This window comes from Marinomonas shanghaiensis, assembly GCF_003259175.1.
GTDB classification, from domain to species: Bacteria; Pseudomonadota; Gammaproteobacteria; order Pseudomonadales; family Marinomonadaceae; genus Marinomonas; species Marinomonas shanghaiensis.
The window spans coordinates 45,445-62,969 of record NZ_QGOK01000014.1 but is presented as its reverse complement, the minus strand read 5'-3'; the positions used below and the strand labels follow the sequence as shown (position 1 = coordinate 62,969).

The following is a 17,525-nucleotide window of genomic DNA, read 5'->3' as shown; positions in this document are numbered from 1 at the left end:
CTAAAAACACGCCGCAAGCAAGGCATTAGCCGCCTCAGGATCAAGCGCACGTGGGCGATCACAGTGGGTCGTCATCTTGATGGATTGCCCACTTTCGCCTGATGCCAAAATCGCTGTCATCACTTCGACTCCATGTAAGGCTCTGTCGAGGGAACACATATGATCTCGCCCCATATGAATGGCCATTACCATTTCCGCCAAACCTGCGGTGCGATAATTTGCCTTGGCGAATTCACCATGAATTTGATTTGCTACCCCAAATGGGTGATTCCACACTTTCAATGGCGTTTCACGACCCTCTTGAATCAGCGACACTTTGCCACCAAAAAAGTTAGGGTCGGGCAAATACATAGACCCTTTGCTGCCATATAACTCCATGTGAGAATGTTGATGGGCTTGCACGTCCCAGCTAGCTCCCAAGGTAATAACCGCGCCATTTTGGAACGTCAAAATAGCGTGAATTGTTGTTGGGGTTTCTACTTCTATCAGCTCGCCAGATCGTGGCTGACTGGTGATCTTACGCTGCTTACGAGGAATCGCCGTTTTGGCCATTACGGACTCTACAGGTCCTAATAGCTGGATCAAGTTCGCAATATAGTAAGGCCCCAAATCGAGGATTGGGCCGCCACCCGCTTTAAAGAAAAAGTCTGGATTAGGGTGCCAGCTTTCCATTCCGGCGCTCATCACATGACACGTACCAGAATACACTTCACCAATCTCTCCCTTATCTAACAAGTGTCGCGCAAACTGATGAGAGCCACCCATAAAGGTATCGGGCGCACTGCCCACTTTGAGTCCTTTTTTTAGTGAAAGCGCTTTCATTTTTTGCCCTTCTTCAAGGCTTAACACCAAAGGCTTCTCTGAATAAACGTGTTTGCCTGCTTCTAATGCTTGCATACTCACAGCATAGTGCGCTGCTGGGATGGTCAAATTAACAATAATATCAATATCTTGAGAGGCCAATAAGGCATCAACACTACGCGACTCAATGCCGTATTTTTGCGCCTTCGTCGCCGCTAACTCTGCGTTGAGATCCGCACAGGCCACAATGTTAAAACCACAGAACTGCGGCGCCAAAGACAAATAGCTATCAGAAATATTGCCGCAACCAATTAGCCCTACATTCAAAATCGTTTTCATACTGTCGCTCCTTTCACTAAGGCTTGCGCCCCTGTTAGGGCACGGTTAGCGAAGCGCGATAAATCATTAGGATTATCATGCTCCATCACAAACGCATTGGCGGGCGTTGCACGCACCACGGGCCACCAGTCTTTCCAAGGTAAGGTGCCATGAGTAAAATCCGCCCAACCATCTTCATCTTGGCACTCCCCTTCAGGGGCGATGTCTTTTAAATGCACAGCACAAATACGGTCACGATATTGGGTGAGCCATGCAGCGGGATCTTGCCCACCTTTAACCACCCAAGATACGTCCATTTCCCATTTGATATTTGGACCGCCTTCTAGGATCCAAGTCATTGGCAAAGAGCCATCCGCTAAAGGCTCAAACTCAAAGTGGTGATTGTGCCAAGCAAATTCAAAACCCGCATTGATGGTTCTTTCTCTGATCGCCTCTAAACGCTGCCCAAGTTCAAACCAACCTTGAGCGCTATCAGGGCGTTGCTCCGGCAGGATGAAAGGACAAATAATGGTGTGCATATTCAAGGTTTTCGCAATGTATAAGGCTTGGGCGATGTTGTTTTCCAACATACCCAAATCAAAGTGTCCAGTTGGCATGGTCAGATCATGTTTGGCTAATAAGTGTTTCAACTCATCCAACTGCGCGTATAAACCGCCATATCCTTCTACTTGCCGATAACCTGCTCGGTGTAAAAGAGCGAACACGTCATCAAGAGACGGTGTATTGCGAGCGCTGTAAAGCTGAAATGAAAATTCGTTCATGTGTCTTCCTTTTTATTGTTATGTTTACGATTGGTGACGTTAAAGCCGTACTTCACTTTGCTTAGAGAACAGGTGGGCTTTCTTAGGATCGAGATAAATGTCGATGTCAGCGCCCCATGTCAGTTGATGATCGCCATGAACTTTGACAGACCACTTGCGGTTCATAAAATCAAACCACACGATGGTTTCATCGCCCATTGGTTCCAAGATATCTATCGTGGCCGTGGCCAATTGCACATAACCCTCACGGGGCTCAAGCGCCAAATGCTCAGGACGAATGCCTAAATACGCAGACGTGTCGTGATCGCCTTGATCGATAAATTCATAGCCCATTAAGTGAACGCGATAATCTTGATAGACAAAATTTTCGCCCACGATGCGGCCTTCCAACAAATTCATGCTTGGCGAGCCAATAAACTGTGCAACAAATAGGTTACAGGGCTTATGGTAAATATTGGCTGGTGTACTCAGTTGCTGAATCTCACCGTCTTTCATGATGGCAATACGATCCGCCAACGTAAGCGCCTCTACTTGATCATGCGTTACATACACCATGGTGTTTTTTAATTTTTGATGCAGACGCTTAATTTCTACCCGCAAATCCGCGCGCAACTTAGCGTCTAAATTCGATAAAGGCTCATCGAATAAAAACACCTCCACATCCCGTACTAACGCTCGCCCTATCGCAACACGCTGACGCTGTCCGCCAGACAGTTCGGACGGTTTACGCTGTAATAGTGGCTCTATTTGTAGAATTTTCGCCGCGCGGTCCACTCGTTGGCGAATCTCCTCTTTCGCCATGCCTTTCACTTTTAGACCAAAGGATAAATTCTTTTCCACGGTCATTTGTGGATACAAAGCATAAGACTGAAACACCATGCCAATACCGCGATCTTTGGGTTCTTCCCAGGTAACATTGCGATCGTTAATCCAAATTTGCCCCGCCGTAATGTCCAATAAACCAGCGATACAGTTAAGCAAGGTGGACTTGCCACAACCAGATGACCCCAAGAGCACCAAAAATTCGCCCTTTTGAATGTCTAGATTTAGATGCTTTAACACATGTGCATCTTGATACTTAAGATCCAATTCTTTAATTGAGACACTGTTCATCACTTACCCCTTTACCGCGCCAGCGGCGATGCCACGCACAAAATATTTACCAGACAACAAGTAAATCGCCAACGGCACGATTGCTGTTAGAATGGTCGCTGCCATGTTCACGTTGTACTCACGCACCCCAAAGGTGGTGGCCACTATGTTGTTCAACTGCACCGTCATTGGTAAATTGTCTCGACCCGCAAAAATCAGCCCCAATAAATAATCATTCCAAATCCCTGTGGTTTGCAGAATCACTGCCACCACGGTCACTGGAATGGAGAGTGGCATCATGATTTGAAAAAAGATCTGCCAAAAGTTTGCCCCATCGACTCGTGCCGCTTTGAACAATTCATCTGGCAACGAGGCGAAGTAATTGCGAAACAACAAGGTCATGATCGGCATGCCGAAAATAGTGTGGATCAAAATAATTCCCGTCAAAGAACCATACAGTCCCACTTCACGAAGAAAAATAATCAGCGGAAAAATCACCACCTGAAAAGGCACAAAAGCACCAAATAGCAGTAGACCAAACAGCAAGTTAGATCCCTTAAAACGCCAGAACGACAAGGCATAACCATTAATAGACCCAAGAATGATAGAGATGGCGACGCTCGGAATAGTGATCTTTACCGAGTTCCAAAACCCCGTTTGAATACCATTGCATTCGACGCCAGAGCACGCTTCACTCCAAGCTTTTACCCAAGCCGCGAAGCTTGGGTCGCCAGGTAACGCAAAAAGCTCTCCCAAACGAATTTCTGGCATACCTTTTAACGATGTCACCAACATCACGTACAACGGAATACAAAAGAAAATCGCCGCACTCACCAAAAAAACATACACACCCATCCGAGAAACGGAAGTCTGTTTTGGCTTAGGCCCTTGTGGGCCAGTTAACTGAATCTGTTCCATAACCGACTCCTAGTGTTTCGCTGGACGAACATATTCGCGATAAATCCAAGGACCAATCACCAAGAGCACAGGGAGCAACATCATGGTTGCCGCCGCCATCCCCAAGCCCACGTTGCCCCGGGCGGTAATGTGATCAATTACAAACTTCGCCGGCATCTCCGTCGACATACCTGGGCCACCACCGGTTTGTGCGACGATTAGGTCATAAACCCGCACCACACCCACCGCAAGCAACACCACCGACGTGATCATCACTGGACGCATCATTGGCAGCACAATAAACAGGTAGGTTTGCCATGTCGGTATGCCATCTACTCGTGCCGCTTTCCAAATTTCCCCGTCGATACCGCGTAAACCGGCCAGCATTAACGCCATAACCAAACCAGAAGACTGCCACACCGCCGCGATCAGCACCCCATAAATGGCGTATTGAGGGTCGACCAAGGGCGCGAATTCAAAGGACGACCACCCCATGCGCTGAACCACATTTTGAATCCCCAAAGAAGGTTCCATCATCCATTGCCAGACTAAGCCGGTCACCACCAAAGACATGGCATAGGGATACAGAAATAGGGTTCGAAAACCACTTTCGAAACGGACTTTCTGATCCAGAAAGACCGCCATAAAAAAGCCAGAAATCAGACACAAAACAATAAATAACACGCCGTATACTAATAAGTTCTCGACGGACACAACCCAGCGAGACGTCCCCCACAGGCGTTCATATTGATCTAACCCAACCCAGTTAAAGTTGGGAAACAGACGGGATTTTGTGAATGACAGCATCACGGAATAACCGACACACACAACGAACACACCAATCGCCACAATCGCCATCGGTGTACTGGCCAGCAAAGACGAAATTTGCACACGTTTAGCACGTCGCGGTATCGACACTTTTGTTGAAGTAGCCATATTTTTACTCCTTTTGGAACGCAAGAAGTGACCACCAGTACCACCTGCTAAGCATGGTATTGCAGAAAAAACCGGTGATCATTCATCGACGAAAAGATTACTCAGCGTCTTCGATAATGCCTTTGAAAACAGCTAGGGCATTGTCGACAGACATACTGGGCTCATTCCAAAAAGTAGAGACTAAATCTTGTATCTGCCCATTGGTATCTTCCGTAATATAGGCATTCGCTGGCGTAATAGACGCCTTAGGATCGCCCAACAGGGCTAAGCCTTTTTTCATACAGGCATCTGCGACACTTAAATCGACATCCGCACGTACGGGCAAAGAACCTTTGGTATTGTTGAATTTCGCTTGAATGTAAGGGCTTAACATCATCGAAGCCAGCTTCATTTGCGCCGCTTCGAGGTTTTTATCAGAAGATTTAGGGAAGATAAACGCATCACCCCCCAATGTAAGATAAGGGCGTTTAGAGGGACCTGGGATACAGCCGTAATCCACTTCAGCAACCTTATCCGCTGCGGCAAATTCACCACGCGCCCAGTCCCCCATGACCTGCGCCGCCGCTTTGCCCGTGATCACCATGTTGGTAGCATCATTCCAATTTCGACCTGGTGCTCCCGCATCGGTAAATTGTCTTAGCGCCCCAAATGTCTCGAAGACTTTGCGCATTTGCGCACTGCCCGCCGCGTCCACACTCTTGTCTTTCCACAGACGATTCCAGAATGCTTCATCTGTCACCCCAATAAGCACCACATCAAAGACATGGCGCTCCTGCCATCCCTGACCACCAAAGGCTAAAGGAATGTAACCTGCCTCACGGATTTTTGGGGCAACGCTCAAAAATTCTTCCCATGTGTTGGGTTCTTTCACTCCCACGTCGGCAAAAACTTTCTTATTGGTCCAAAGCCACTGTGCCGAATGAATATTGACTGGCACACAATAAATGCCGCCATCTTTCATACAGGGGTTTAAAATACTGGAAGGACGAATAAAATCAGTCCAGCCTTCTTTTTCAGCTACCGGAGTGAGATCAAGAAGCAGACCCTCTTCAATCAATTCTTCGAACTGACGAGAGGTATTGAATTGTGCGGCTCCAGGGGCATCACCGCCGAGAATACGCTGCATGGTCAATGCTCGTGCGTTTTCGCCCAGCGCGACGGCAGTATCGACCCATTTATCATTACCCAGTTTATCGAACTCTTCCGCTAACACCGTCACGGCTTTTTGTTCCCCGCCCGATGTCCACCAATGAATCACTTCTAAATCTGCCGCTTGAACCGACACACTCATAAACCCTGCCCCTAAAGTGGCAGTAAACAGTTTTTTACCCATCATATTATTTTTATCCTCTATTGGGTTTTTGTCCTCAAATCTCCCTCTCAAGAGACTTAAGCTGAAACGGTAAAACTTGAAATGAAACCGCTTTCATGAACAAATATTAGCCAATAAAATGGACTCGTCAATATTTTTTACGCATTTTTTGAATAACAGAAAATGGTTATCACGCCGATTGGCGAACAACGAGCTCGGGGGAAAAACGGTGTTTAATCGGGTGTTTTGTCGCGTAAATAGTATTTAAAAGCAGATAGGCTGCGGCTTCTGCCATGTCGTACAAGGGTAATTTTATGGTCGTTATGCTGGGCGCATAATATTTGGACATATCAAGATCATCAAATCCTATAATAGCCATGTCATCGGGTACCTTGATACCTTGTTGAGCGCACATATGAAGCGCTCCCATCGCCATAATATCATTGGCAAAGAATACCGCAGTAGGTCGATCTTTCAGCGCTAAAATAGCCTCCATCTGTGCCATACCAGAGTGTGCACTGAAATTGCCCTCATACTGACAATGTAGAGGCAGATTGGCATTTTGCAGCGCTTTTTGACAGCCTAAATAGCGTTGATAGGCATCGTGTTTCCAGAGCGGACCGGTCACGGTGGCAATCTTTTGATGTCCCTTATCAATAAGATACTGGGTGGCCATTTCGCCCCCAGCAAAGTTATCAAACACAATACTGTGCCCTTCTCCGCCTGGAAATTGCTGATTCAGCACAAAGACAGGGCAGCGTTCATTGATGACCGCGACTTCTTCTTCTGATAAAAAGTTCGTTACCAATACCAGCGCGTCGACTTGTCGTTTGATCAGGAAATCAACCGCCTCTCGCTCCCCTTCCAAAGAACCATTGCCACTCGCAATGATCACATGGCGGTCGCCCCCACGTAATGCCCTTTCCACCCCACTCGCTGCGGGTCCGTAATAAGCGGTATCAATGCGCGACGCCACCAAACCTATGGTATAGGTTTTGTTGCTCGCCAAAGATCGAGCTGCCTGATTTGGACTGTAAGACAAGGTTTCAATGGCGGCCAATACTCGGGATCGAGTTTCTTCTTTCACTGGCGTCACACCGCTTAACACGCGAGAAACCGTGGCTTTAGAAACCCCCGCCAAGGTGGCTACTTGATTAATAGTGCTCATGATTTTGTCCAAACCCATATCCTGATTAAACGGAAACGCTAGTAACACATTATAATGGGACTTTTCTTCGACAGAATACTTATCCTGTGGTAATTCTGTTAACGTTGAAAAATAAATCATACGTCGAGATTTGACTATTACCACAAATCCCCGAAAAATAGAGCAAAATCAGTAGGAGAGAACATCAATGGGTATCTTATCTAGCCTCAAGGGGCTATTTGCAGGCGGTGAAAGCGCCCCTGAAAAAACAGAAGACGTAGTCGAGCACAAAGGGTTTTCCATTGTACCTGCCCCCATGAATGAGGGTGGGCAATATCGCGTCGCCGCCACCATCACCAAAGGAGAAGGCGAAGCGCAAAAGACTCACAAGTTTATTCGTTCGGATCTAATGCCAAACCGTGACGAATGCATTGAGATAACGTTACGCAAGGCCAAGTTAACCATCGACCAACTGGGTGACAGCCTGTTTAAGTAACCACTTGAGAGCACCAACTATGAGCGCACCAATAGGACAAGACTGGCAGCAAGTGAGCGATTGTGAAGACCTATTGGGTGCCCATTTTCGCGCCAGAACTTTTTCCTTTGCGGGTCCCAAAACCCAAGTCCACACCACACTCATCCATCATATTGGCAACGCTGACGCAACCAACGCCATTTTGTATGTGCACGGCTACACGGATTATTTTTTTCAAACCGGTTTAGCTGAACACTTTGTCGATTTGGGCTATCGTTTTTACGCCCTCGATCTACAGGGCTACGGACGCTCTATTCGTCCTTCGACTCCCCCCAATTGGTGTGAGTCGCTTGAACAGTATGGTCAAGATTTGGACATTGCTTTGGCCACCATAAAACAAGATGGTGTCGATAATCTTGTCTTGTTGGGACACTCTACTGGAGGGTTAGTCGTATCAACTTATTTGGCGCAACCTTATGCCTTGTCCGAAAGAGAAAGCCATTACAATAAAGCCTTTCCCAATGTCATTGGGCTTATGCTGAATAGTCCTTTTCTCGCTCTGCCTTTTCCTCCAAAGGTGCTCAATCGCATTAGCTGGCCGATTCGCATACTGGTTTCTTTGTTGCCTTTTTCCTATTTACGCGCCAAAAAAATCTCGCTCTACGCGAAAACCATACATTGCGTTTTTGGTGGCGAATGGGATTACCGCCTAGATTGGAAGCCAGCCCAAGGTTTTGATTTGTCTTTTCATTGGTTAAGAGAAGTGATTCATGCCCAGCGCAATCTAGCCAATCAGCGTATCAAGATCCCGACCCTGTTATGCCATTCGGCTGTTAGCACCATAGGCAAGTTGACGGTTGAAGACGTCCAACAAGGCGATGGGGTGTTGGATGTTGACAGCATGCAACAAGCCGCTCAGAAAACCTTCACCAATCTCACTCAAGTGAGTATTGCTCAAGGCTTTCACGACTTGTATTTGTCGCACGAGTCGGCACGCACGGCGTATCTGTCTGCTATGTCCGATTGGCTAAAAACGCTTCGTCACGCGCCTTGACGACGCATAACCCAATCCAACAAGCACGTTGGAAGTACGCGTTTCATCAACACGGCGCCATAGGTTGGCAAAGTCACATAATAACGCGCTTTTGGGCGCGTTGATTCCAAAGCATGAATCAGCTTATTCACCACCGCACTGGCGGGCAGGGTTTGTGATGACGTCACGCCTTCTTTGCTCAACCTTGCGATTGCATCTTCATAACCCTTTTTATGGCGGCTATTGTCCATGTCGATATTGTTTTGCAAAGCCAACAACGCATTGGCACGAAAGCGGCTTTCGATTGGGCCAGGTTCGATCAAACTCACTTTAATAGGCGTATCGAATAGCTCTAAACGCAAGGTATCGGTCAAACCTTCTAAAGCAAACTTACTGGCATTGTAAGCACCACGGAACGGTGCGGCCACCAAACCCAGTACTGAACTGTTGTTCACAATGCGTCCGTATCCTTGGGCCAGCATCACTTTTAGCACCTTGGTGGTCAGTTCATGCGTGCCAAAGACATTACATTCAAACTGCGCGCGCAGCGCATCCACAGGCAAATCTTCAACGGCCCCTGGCTGACCATAAGCACCGTTGTTAAACAGGGCAAAAAGCTCGCCATGAGTAATGGCCAAGGTGTCTTGCAAGCCCTTTTCTATCGAAGCCGAGTCCGCTAAGTCCAGCTGCACAACATGCTTAATGCCCTGTGCTTGCAACGCGGCAACGTCTTCTTGTTTGCGACAACTCGCCACCACCAGAAAATCACGCTCTTGAAGCATTTTGGCGGCTGCTAAGCCAATACCTGACGAACAACCTGTAATAAGAACCGAATATTGCATAGTACTTCCTTATAAAAACCGTGGTGCATAGGATAGTAGCAAAATGCATTGAAAGGACGTAAGCGTTATCACTCTTTTCCGTGTTGCTGTTGCAACTGATCCAATGCCGTATCCACTAAGGCCAACAATTCATCAATGGCCTGAGTGGCGTGTTGAAAATAGGCGTTAGCCGCAATCACAGGGACTTCTGAACCGAGTAGCTCCTGCTTTATACAGCGCAGAAAATCCGTCACGACTTGCTCGCAATGCGACAAACGAAACGCTGCCATCTGCGGATACGCTTGGGCATGTTGCTGCAGTGTGGTGAAAGCTTGACCCGCCAACAATTCAATTTTTTGATAGAGAAAATGCATTCTTACGCGCTGCTCGACACTGCTGTGTCCCGCCGCTGCGATCCCTGTCCCCAATGCACGCGCCTGCCCGGCCCACTCTGCCGCCTGAATCACCTCATGCCAGATACAAGACAAATAGCCCAACGCCGGTAAACCTTGTGTCAGATCAATCTCGCTGGCCACATCTTCCATGAGAAAAATACTATTACGAATGATTAAGTGATGCTGCATCAAATTGTTCACACGATCATGACTGCGTCCTTCGCGCATCCGCGACCAATGATCAATCAAACTTTTCCACGCCTCTCGATGGGTGCTGTCGAACGCTTGTGCGACATGGATGTGCTGATCTAAGCTTTGTCGCGTCGTCGCAAGCGCTTGACTCATGCTGGTGTCACCACAGAGTACACCATTGCTCAGGCCACGATGACGCTGAAACTCAGCAATCAAGACGCGCAGTACCGCTAATTGCCGAACATTCGATTGCAGATGTAAGTGTTTTTTCTGTTGCAAGCGCCGATGCAGTCCATAAAACAGCAACGCCATGATGATCAAAACTGTGAACAAGAGCGGGAGTGCGGAATCAATGCTGTTCATACCAATTATCCTGTCAAATGAGCCAGATGATGAGCGATGGTGCGGGCTTGATCGGCCGCGTGCAGATTGTCGGCGTTGCCACGACGAACCCGATCCGCCAGTTCCGCAATTTCTGCTACCGCTTGCCCCTGCTGTTCAGTGCTGACAGCCACTTGATCGACTTGTGCGGTAAGTTGCTGGGTGTGCTGCTGGACCTGATTTAACAGAGTACGAACCTTTTCTGAACGCTCGGCACTTTGATTCGCCAATTCTGTCAGATCAGACACCTGAGCGGCGGCCTGTTGAATATGTCGTTGCACGGATTCAATGTTGCGACTGATTTCCGTGGCAGACTCTTGGCTGTGCATGGCCAAACGCCGCACTTCATCGGCCACCACAGCAAAACCTCGACCACTCTCGCCCGCTCGCGCGGCTTCAATGGCGGCGTTCAGCGCCAACAGATTAGTTTGGTCAGCAATACCACGAATGGTGCCTGACATTTCATTGATGGTGTGGGAGTTGCTGCTCAATTGACGGATCAACGCATCGGTACGGATCGCTTGCTGCGCCATATCAGACACCTGTCGCACCAAATTGGTGAGCTGAGCAATACCATCAGCCAGCTGCTCGCTGGCGACCACACTGCTCTGTCGCGAGTCCGCTGCTAGGGATGCTACTTGCACAATGCTCACATTCAATTCTTCAACGGCCGCCGCGGCCACAGTCGCCGAATCACTTTGCCCTTCAGCATTACGTGTCACCAATGCGGCACTTTGTTCGAGTTCATGGGAGGAGTGAGATATTTCATCCAGGCGCTGCTGCAATAATTGTTGTTGACGCTGTTCATGGTTCAGCCACTGCTGAAATCCACGGCTCACCGGCTGAAGAAGCCGCCATTGCCCCACACGCACAGAGTCGTTGGAGCGATTTGAAGCGGTTGTTTCACAGTAACGCTGCAATTGGCCGATCTCTTGCAAAATAAGCCACAGGCTGGCCATCGCGAAATACACCAATATCCCCCATAGCCACTCAACTAGCGGCGAGGATGTAACGAATCGAATACCTCCACCGACTAGACCAATCACCAGTAAAGTCCGCAGCATGCCGATAATGCCTAGGGTGTGCAGCAATAAAAATGCCGGATAAGTAAGCCACTTCATGTTCCTGTCTCTCCAATGCCGAACAAAAAAAGGCGCCTGAATCCACAACAGCGTGATTGCTGTAGATTCAGGCGCCTTTGCCTAACAGGAACCCGTCCTGTTGATTTGATTTATCTTGGATAAAAGCAAGCAATAATGATGCCATAGGAATCAATAAGCCGATATTCAATCCAACAATATCCTCATGCTGAGGATCTTAGAGAAATATTAAGCAAAGTGTCTTTGTTTTGATTTCGATCACAATTCTTTTCAGGACTCAGGCCCATAATCCCTGCTTATAAAACAAACTCACACCTTGAAGGGATGTCATATGAAGCTCAGCTCAATAAAAGTAAGCTATAAACTTTGGGGGCTTATTAGCGCCTTAGTCACATTACTTATCGTCTTTAGTGCCATTGCCTACAGCGAGCTGCACAGTGAACTGTTAAGCGCCAGACAACTGCAAGTCAAAGAGCAAGTAGACAGCGCGTATTCTCTCGTCAAATACTATGGAGACCAAGCCGCTGTGATTGGAGACGATCAGGCAAAACAATCCGCTCTAGCGGCCTTGTCTGCATTGCGCTTTGGCGACGATGGCTACTTCTGGGTGAATGACATGCAAACCAAACTGCTCATGCATCCTTTTAAACCGCAAGACGAAGGCAAAAATATGGCGAATGTCACGGACGCGAATGGTTTTTCGCACTGGCAAGCCATGGTGTCTGAAGTAAAAAAACACGGTGAGGGTTATGTAGAATACGCTTATAAAGGGCCGCAAGTCGCGCATTCAGAGGACAAGGTGTCTTATGTAAAAGGCTATCAACCTTGGGGTTGGGTCATTGGCAGCGGTGTGTTGTACAGCAGCGTAACAGACATTTTCTGGGCGACCATTAAGCAATCGGCCAGCATCGAATTCATTCTCATATTACTTGCCCTGATCAGCAGTGTGACCATTGTTCGCAACATTACTCGCCCGTTGAAAACCGTAACAGAACATTTGCAACACATCGCAGAGGGTGACATGACCAAGCAATTAGACATGCAACGTGACGATGAAATTGGTATTTTGGCCAATGCGGCCAATCACGTATCCAACTCATTAAATGACACCTTACTGGAAGTGGATCACGCTATTACAGAACTACAAGCCGTCTGCGTGCAACTGCAAGGCAACAGTTTGCATACTAAACAAGGTATGGATAACCAGTTTCAAGAAGTCGAATTACTCGCCACCGCCATGAATGAAATGTCTTATTCCATTCGAGACGTGGCACAACACGCCAAAGACACAGCCGATGCAACACAAATGGTGCAAACCATCACACGCCAAAGTAGCCAAGATTTGGACGCCACGAACGAAGACATTCAAAGTTTGACCAAAAACATCGAAGGCGCTAACGATGTCATTGTTAAACTGTTGGAGCAAACGGGCGACATAGACTCTGTATTGGGTGTAATCGGTGACATTTCTGAGCAAACCAATCTGCTTGCTTTAAACGCCGCCATTGAAGCCGCACGAGCGGGTGAACTTGGCCGTGGCTTTGCCGTCGTGGCGGATGAAGTACGTTCGTTAGCCAGCCGAACTCAAGGCTCTACTGTCGAAATACGCAGCATCATCGAAAAGCTTCAACATCAATCCAAAGAAGCGTCCACCTCGATGGCCACCAGCACACGCCAAGCAGAAAGTGGTGCCGACAGAATGCACGTCGCTGCAGAAAACTTAAAAAATATGCTAAGACAGGTTGATGATGTATCAGCGCGTAGCCATCAAATCGCCTCTGCTGCGGAGCAACAAGGTACCGTGGCCGAAGAAATCAATCATAACTTAATGGGCATTCGTGAAGTGTCGGAAAAAGTACTCGAAGACTCCCGACAAGTGTCGGAAGGCAGCGCCATGATTGCACAAATGACAAACGAACTAAGCCGCAAAATCAAACAGTTTCAGTTTGCTTAAGTCTTTCCTATCTAAGTCGCTCAGACAGTTGAATAACACTATTCAGCTGTCTGTTTTCTTGTCTCGTAACAGAACAGAAAACAACGCACTCTTTTCAGTAACTCCTCACTAAATAACTTTTTGAGGAATTATCTACATCACTTATTGGAACTAAATAGCCTATATTCATCACCAGATGAATTAATAAGCTGGAGCCAACCATGACCACCCGAATGGGTCGCCCTAAACAGTCTGATAAGCATCAAGATTCTGCTCGGAAAAGCTTAATTTCGGCTGCCAAACGGTGTTTCGCTGAGCAAGGCTTTGACAAGGTATCAATACGAAAAATCGCGCTTTCAGCGGGAGTTGATGCCGCGATGATCCGCTATTATTTTGGTTCTAAAGCAGGATTATTTGAAGCCGTTATAAAAGAAACCTTGGCACCCGTGATTGACCAATTTCAAGCGGATATAGACCCTAATTCGCCACCTAATCCATTACTGCTGATGCAGACCTACTATCGAATGATTGCGAACAATCCCATGCTGCCAAAATTGATTCTACCGGTACTGAGCCAACAAGATAACTCTGTGGCGTTTGGTATTTTAAGCGACATCATCGACAATATTTTGAAACGCTCTGACAAATGGATTGAAATATTTGAGAAACAAAAACACCTTAATCCCAATCTGGATCCTACATGGGTTCGTCTAAGTTTTGTTAGCTTAATGATTTTCCCTGTCTTAGCACCAAAATACCTTCAGCAGCAACTTGGGGTTGAACTCAAAGAAGACTGTTTGTTAAGTATTGCTGATCACAATCAAACCCTCTTAGAACAAGGTCTTTTTTCTTTTTCACCCCCTCTTAACCAGACTAAGGGGAACCATAATGAAAACTCGTAGTATTTTATTATCCGCCTTGCTGCTCGCCTTGCTGAGCGCTTGCCAAGCTGAAGAATCAACCTATGCCATGGGGAATATTGAGCGTGATAGAATCACCTTATCGGCTCCCACCGCAGAACAGATTGTTTTAGTAAACGTCAGCGAAGGGCAGCAAGTCTTCCAAGGCGATATTTTGCTAAGGTTAGACACACGCAGTGTCGATGCTCTTATTGCCCAACGCGAAGCCGAGCTTGCTCAAGCCAATGCCGCTCTTAGCGTATTAACGGCTGGCACACGACCAGAACAATTAAGCGCTTCACTCGCCGCGTTAGAAGCCACTCAAGCCGCCAGTAAAGAAGCTGAACTTAAATACCAGCGCATCGAAAAGCTCTATCAAAGCAATGTGGTTGGCAAAGCCGATTTTGATGCGGCCAAAGCCGCTAGAGACAGCAACAAAGCCAAGGCACAGCAAGCTTATGATCAGTGGTTAGAGCTAAAAAATGGCGCCCGTGAAGAAGACATCGCCCAAGCCAATGCTAAGGTGCAAGCCGCACAGGCTGCCCTTGAATGGCAAACCAAAGCCCGTGAAGACCTCACCCTTAAAGCCCCCATTGATGGCACAATTGATACGCTACCTTGGCACGAAGGAGATCGTGTTACCGCAGGCACTCAGTTGATTAGCTTGCTGTCTTCAGGTCATCCTTATGCAAGAGTTTATTTGCCAGCCAGCGCGTTAACCAAGATCAAAGCTGGCGACGCTATTGAAGTGTTTGCTGATGGTCTCGAATCGCCCATCAAAGGTCGTGTACGAAATATCCGCTCGCAACCTGCTTATACGCCATTTTATGCGCTCAATGAACGAGACAGAGCACGCCTGATGTATCTGACAGATATTGATCTCATCAACGCTAACCAGCTGCCCACAGGACTTGCCGTTGAGGTGCGCTTACCATGACTTTCGACCACTGCGAAAAAATGGAATACGCCATTGAAGCCAGAGGATTAACCAAACGTTTTGGCGAAAATATTGCCGTAAACAAGCTCGATCTACTCATCCCTAAAGGCAGTATTTATGGCTTTCTTGGTCCCAATGGTTGTGGAAAGTCCACCAGCATCCGTCTGCTCACAGGCTTATTAGAAGCCAGCGAAGGCGACGTCACTATTTTGGGCAAACCGCTATTAGGTCACGAAGAGTCGCTAAAAACACGCATCGGTTACATGACGCAAAAATTCTCTTTATACGACAACCTAACCGTGCGAGAAAATCTAAATTTTGTCGGTGCCATTTATGGCTTTGCTGGAAAGCGCAAAAAAGCCCGCATCGAGGAATTGCTCGCGTTATACGATTTAGAAAAACAAGCAAAACAATTTGCAGGCTCCATGAGTGGTGGACAAAAACAGCGACTTGCTCTGGCCTGCGCCACACTACATTCACCTGAGTTGTTATTTCTCGATGAACCAACCTCTGCAGTTGACCCAGAAAATCGTCGCGAATTCTGGGAAAGATTGTTCGACCTTTGTGCCGCTGGTACGACTATTTTAGTATCCACCCATTACATGGATGAAGCCGAACGCTGTCACGCCTTGGCGATTATGGAAGAAGGTAATAAACGCGCCGATGGCTCTCCTCAAGCCTTGATGAATGCCATGCCTGCCACCGTTGTGGAAGTCAGTGGCAACAAGCTAAGACAACTCAAACAGACTCTAACCCAACACCCCGACATTCTCTCTGCCGCACAAATTGGTGCGCATCTAAGAGTACTAGTGAAGAAAAAAGTACAAAACCCTCTGCTCTTCATATCTGAACTCAGCCATGGCAGAGAAACCCTACTAGCGCGTCCTAGCCTTGAAGATGTCTTTGTCACCTGTACCGGAGGACGCCATGGGGATTAGCATATGGATCAGAATCTATGCCATTTTCGTTAAGGAGCTGAAGCAGCTTTCCCGCGATAGAATGACCTTCGGAATGATTATCATGATACCGCTGGTACAACTTATGCTGTTTGGCTACGCCATTAATACCGACGCCAGACACATTCCTGTCGGCCTTGTCGACCTCAGCCAAACATCAGAAAGCCGAGCCGTCGAACAAGCGCTGGTAGCCACGCAATCCGTCGACTTTATTGCTCGTTATCGCTCCATAAAAGAAGCCGAAATCGCGATCACCAAAGGCGACATTAGAGCCGTACTGTATTTGCCAGCCGATATGACTCGTCGCCTATTCAATCACCCACTCTATGATCATAAGCAGGCTGACTCACCACTCACTCAGCCGATAGGCCAATGGATAGTCGATGGCTCGGATACTGTCATAGCTTCAAGTATCAGAGCATTGCGCAATATGCCCCTAGACGAAGTGGCAAACCATAGCGCAACACGCACCGCGCCAAGTTTCGAAGTGGTGCAATACTTCAATCCAGAGCAAAGAACTGTGGTGAATATTGTTCCGGGGTTGGTGGCCGTTATTCTAACCATGACAATGATTTTATTTACGTCATCTGCCATCGTTCGGGAACATGAACACGGCAATATGGAATTTCTCATCACCACGCCAGTGCGTTCTATCGAACTCATGATAGGGAAAATAGCGCCTTACGTTTTAGTCGGACTATTACAAGTCGCCATTATTTTAAGTGTGGGTCATTGGGTGTTTTCTGTGCCCATTAAAGGCAACTTGCTGTCACTACTTGGCAGCTCCGTTTTGTTCATTTTTGCCAGCTTAACCCTTGGATTGGTACTATCTACTATTGCCAAAACACAATTACAAGCCATGCAGATGACCATATTTATTCTCTTGCCATCAATATTGCTCTCGGGATTTATGTTTCCTTACGATGCCATGCCAGTCGCTGCCCAATGGATTGCCGAAGCCCTGCCTGTCACCCACTTTATGCGCATGATCCGCGCCATTGCATTACGAGATGCCAACCTACTTTTATTAGGCAAAGATGCCTTATGGCTAGGACTCTTTACTGTCGGCGGAATTATCATTGCGTCATTACGCTTCAAGAAAAAACTGGGGTAAGTTT

General features: G+C 47.5%; 17 protein-coding genes. 7 read left to right on the top strand and 10 right to left on the bottom strand.

Going from position 1 to position 17,525, the window contains the following annotated elements:
- The 7 genes from DKT73_RS12265 to DKT73_RS12235 all read right to left on the bottom strand — a co-directional run bounded on the left by DKT73_RS12265 (window position 1) and on the right by DKT73_RS12235 (window position 7,306).
- Window positions 1-1,140: a Gfo/Idh/MocA family protein gene (locus DKT73_RS12265; protein WP_111638844.1), complete on the bottom strand. Its 1,140-nt coding sequence runs from the start codon at window positions 1,138-1,140 to the stop codon at window positions 1-3.
- Window positions 1,137-1,901, bottom strand: coding sequence for a sugar phosphate isomerase/epimerase family protein (locus tag DKT73_RS12260; protein WP_111638843.1), 765 nt, complete (start codon window positions 1,899-1,901; stop codon window positions 1,137-1,139). Before DKT73_RS12260 ends, DKT73_RS12265 begins: the two co-directional genes overlap by 4 nt.
- A gap of 39 nt (window positions 1,902-1,940) precedes the next feature.
- Window positions 1,941-3,014 (bottom strand): ABC transporter ATP-binding protein, encoded by a 1,074-nt coding sequence (locus tag DKT73_RS12255; protein ID WP_111638842.1) that lies wholly within the window; start codon window positions 3,012-3,014, stop codon window positions 1,941-1,943.
- Window positions 3,015-3,017: 3 nt separating this feature from the next.
- Entirely contained in the window at window positions 3,018-3,911 is an 894-nt protein-coding gene (locus tag DKT73_RS12250) for a carbohydrate ABC transporter permease (RefSeq protein WP_111638841.1), read from the bottom strand.
- Between the two features lie 9 nt (window positions 3,912-3,920).
- The gene (locus DKT73_RS12245; RefSeq protein WP_111638840.1) at window positions 3,921-4,826 is read right to left on the bottom strand and encodes a carbohydrate ABC transporter permease; all 906 of its coding nucleotides are present in this window, start codon (window positions 4,824-4,826) and stop codon (window positions 3,921-3,923) included.
- A gap of 97 nt (window positions 4,827-4,923) precedes the next feature.
- Window positions 4,924-6,162 carry an ABC transporter substrate-binding protein gene (locus tag DKT73_RS12240; RefSeq protein WP_198666612.1) on the bottom strand — a complete coding sequence of 413 codons (1,239 nt, stop codon included), beginning with the start codon at window positions 6,160-6,162 and terminating at the stop codon, window positions 4,924-4,926.
- 166 nt (window positions 6,163-6,328) lie between these two features.
- Window positions 6,329-7,306, bottom strand: coding sequence for a LacI family DNA-binding transcriptional regulator (locus DKT73_RS12235; RefSeq protein WP_198666611.1), 978 nt, complete (start codon window positions 7,304-7,306; stop codon window positions 6,329-6,331).
- 187 nt (window positions 7,307-7,493) lie between these two features.
- On the opposite strand from DKT73_RS12235, the gene DKT73_RS12230 reads away from it, so the two are divergent.
- Together DKT73_RS12230 and DKT73_RS12225 are read left to right on the top strand one after the other, a co-directional pair.
- On the top strand, window positions 7,494-7,781 hold the full coding sequence (locus DKT73_RS12230; protein WP_111638838.1) for an HlyU family transcriptional regulator: 288 nt from the start codon (window positions 7,494-7,496) through the stop codon (window positions 7,779-7,781).
- Window positions 7,782-7,800: 19 nt separating this feature from the next.
- Complete coding sequence (locus tag DKT73_RS12225) at window positions 7,801-8,814, top strand: alpha/beta hydrolase (RefSeq protein WP_111638837.1); 1,014 nt, start codon at window positions 7,801-7,803, stop codon at window positions 8,812-8,814.
- Here the strand turns inward: DKT73_RS12225 and DKT73_RS12220 are convergent.
- The 3 genes from DKT73_RS12220 to DKT73_RS12210 form a co-directional block, all read right to left on the bottom strand.
- Window positions 8,802-9,635 carry an SDR family NAD(P)-dependent oxidoreductase gene (locus DKT73_RS12220; RefSeq protein ID WP_111638836.1) on the bottom strand — a complete coding sequence of 278 codons (834 nt, stop codon included), beginning with the start codon at window positions 9,633-9,635 and terminating at the stop codon, window positions 8,802-8,804. The two genes, DKT73_RS12225 and DKT73_RS12220, sit on opposite strands and share 13 nt — an antisense overlap.
- A gap of 68 nt (window positions 9,636-9,703) precedes the next feature.
- Window positions 9,704-10,564: a nitrate- and nitrite sensing domain-containing protein gene (locus DKT73_RS12215; protein ID WP_111638835.1), complete on the bottom strand. Its 861-nt coding sequence runs from the start codon at window positions 10,562-10,564 to the stop codon at window positions 9,704-9,706.
- A 5-nt stretch (window positions 10,565-10,569) separates the two neighbouring features.
- Complete coding sequence (locus tag DKT73_RS12210) at window positions 10,570-11,541, bottom strand: methyl-accepting chemotaxis protein (protein WP_456298945.1); 972 nt, start codon at window positions 11,539-11,541, stop codon at window positions 10,570-10,572.
- 472 nt (window positions 11,542-12,013) lie between these two features.
- On the opposite strand from DKT73_RS12210, the gene DKT73_RS12205 reads away from it, so the two are divergent.
- From DKT73_RS12205 to DKT73_RS12185, 5 genes are all read left to right on the top strand, one after another.
- A complete protein-coding gene (locus tag DKT73_RS12205) occupies window positions 12,014-13,636 on the top strand; it encodes a methyl-accepting chemotaxis protein (protein ID WP_111638833.1) in 1,623 nt (540 codons plus the stop codon).
- Window positions 13,637-13,836: 200 nt separating this feature from the next.
- Window positions 13,837-14,517: a TetR/AcrR family transcriptional regulator gene (locus DKT73_RS12200; RefSeq protein ID WP_111638832.1), complete on the top strand. Its 681-nt coding sequence runs from the start codon at window positions 13,837-13,839 to the stop codon at window positions 14,515-14,517.
- Window positions 14,504-15,451: an HlyD family secretion protein gene (locus DKT73_RS12195; protein WP_111638831.1), complete on the top strand. Its 948-nt coding sequence runs from the start codon at window positions 14,504-14,506 to the stop codon at window positions 15,449-15,451. Before DKT73_RS12200 ends, DKT73_RS12195 begins: the two co-directional genes overlap by 14 nt.
- Window positions 15,448-16,389 (top strand): ABC transporter ATP-binding protein, encoded by a 942-nt coding sequence (locus tag DKT73_RS12190; RefSeq protein ID WP_111638830.1) that lies wholly within the window; start codon window positions 15,448-15,450, stop codon window positions 16,387-16,389. The genes DKT73_RS12195 and DKT73_RS12190 overlap by 4 nt, the downstream gene beginning before the upstream one ends.
- Window positions 16,379-17,521, top strand: coding sequence for an ABC transporter permease (locus DKT73_RS12185; RefSeq protein ID WP_198666610.1), 1,143 nt, complete (start codon window positions 16,379-16,381; stop codon window positions 17,519-17,521). Before DKT73_RS12190 ends, DKT73_RS12185 begins: the two co-directional genes overlap by 11 nt.
- The last annotated feature ends 4 nt before the right edge of the window (window positions 17,522-17,525 follow it).

Excerpts from the sequence above, each read along its gene's own strand:
- DKT73_RS12205 (WP_111638833.1), top strand. The coding sequence starts at position 12,014 with ATGAAGCTCAGCTCAATAAAAGTAAGCTATAAACTTTGGGGGCTTATT.
- DKT73_RS12265 (WP_111638844.1), bottom strand. The coding sequence starts at position 1,140 with ATGAAAACGATTTTGAATGTAGGGCTAATTGGTTGCGGCAATATTTCT.
- DKT73_RS12250 (WP_111638841.1), bottom strand. The coding sequence starts at position 3,911 with ATGGAACAGATTCAGTTAACTGGCCCACAAGGGCCTAAGCCAAAACAG.
- DKT73_RS12235 (WP_198666611.1), bottom strand. The coding sequence starts at position 7,306 with ATGAGCACTATTAATCAAGTAGCCACCTTGGCGGGGGTTTCTAAAGCC.
- DKT73_RS12210 (WP_456298945.1), bottom strand. The coding sequence starts at position 11,541 with ATGGCCAGCCTGTGGCTTATTTTGCAAGAGATCGGCCAATTGCAGCGT.
- DKT73_RS12220 (WP_111638836.1), bottom strand. The coding sequence starts at position 9,635 with ATGCAATATTCGGTTCTTATTACAGGTTGTTCGTCAGGTATTGGCTTA.
- DKT73_RS12190 (WP_111638830.1), top strand. The coding sequence starts at position 15,448 with ATGACTTTCGACCACTGCGAAAAAATGGAATACGCCATTGAAGCCAGA.
- DKT73_RS12260 (WP_111638843.1), bottom strand. The coding sequence starts at position 1,901 with ATGAACGAATTTTCATTTCAGCTTTACAGCGCTCGCAATACACCGTCT.
- DKT73_RS12225 (WP_111638837.1), top strand. The coding sequence starts at position 7,801 with ATGAGCGCACCAATAGGACAAGACTGGCAGCAAGTGAGCGATTGTGAA.
- DKT73_RS12230 (WP_111638838.1), top strand. The coding sequence starts at position 7,494 with ATGGGTATCTTATCTAGCCTCAAGGGGCTATTTGCAGGCGGTGAAAGC.
- DKT73_RS12185 (WP_198666610.1), top strand. The coding sequence starts at position 16,379 with ATGGGGATTAGCATATGGATCAGAATCTATGCCATTTTCGTTAAGGAG.
- DKT73_RS12200 (WP_111638832.1), top strand. The coding sequence starts at position 13,837 with ATGACCACCCGAATGGGTCGCCCTAAACAGTCTGATAAGCATCAAGAT.
- DKT73_RS12240 (WP_198666612.1), bottom strand. The coding sequence starts at position 6,162 with ATGATGGGTAAAAAACTGTTTACTGCCACTTTAGGGGCAGGGTTTATG.
- DKT73_RS12195 (WP_111638831.1), top strand. The coding sequence starts at position 14,504 with ATGAAAACTCGTAGTATTTTATTATCCGCCTTGCTGCTCGCCTTGCTG.
- DKT73_RS12255 (WP_111638842.1), bottom strand. The coding sequence starts at position 3,014 with ATGAACAGTGTCTCAATTAAAGAATTGGATCTTAAGTATCAAGATGCA.
- DKT73_RS12215 (WP_111638835.1), bottom strand. The coding sequence starts at position 10,564 with ATGAACAGCATTGATTCCGCACTCCCGCTCTTGTTCACAGTTTTGATC.
- DKT73_RS12245 (WP_111638840.1), bottom strand. The coding sequence starts at position 4,826 with ATGGCTACTTCAACAAAAGTGTCGATACCGCGACGTGCTAAACGTGTG.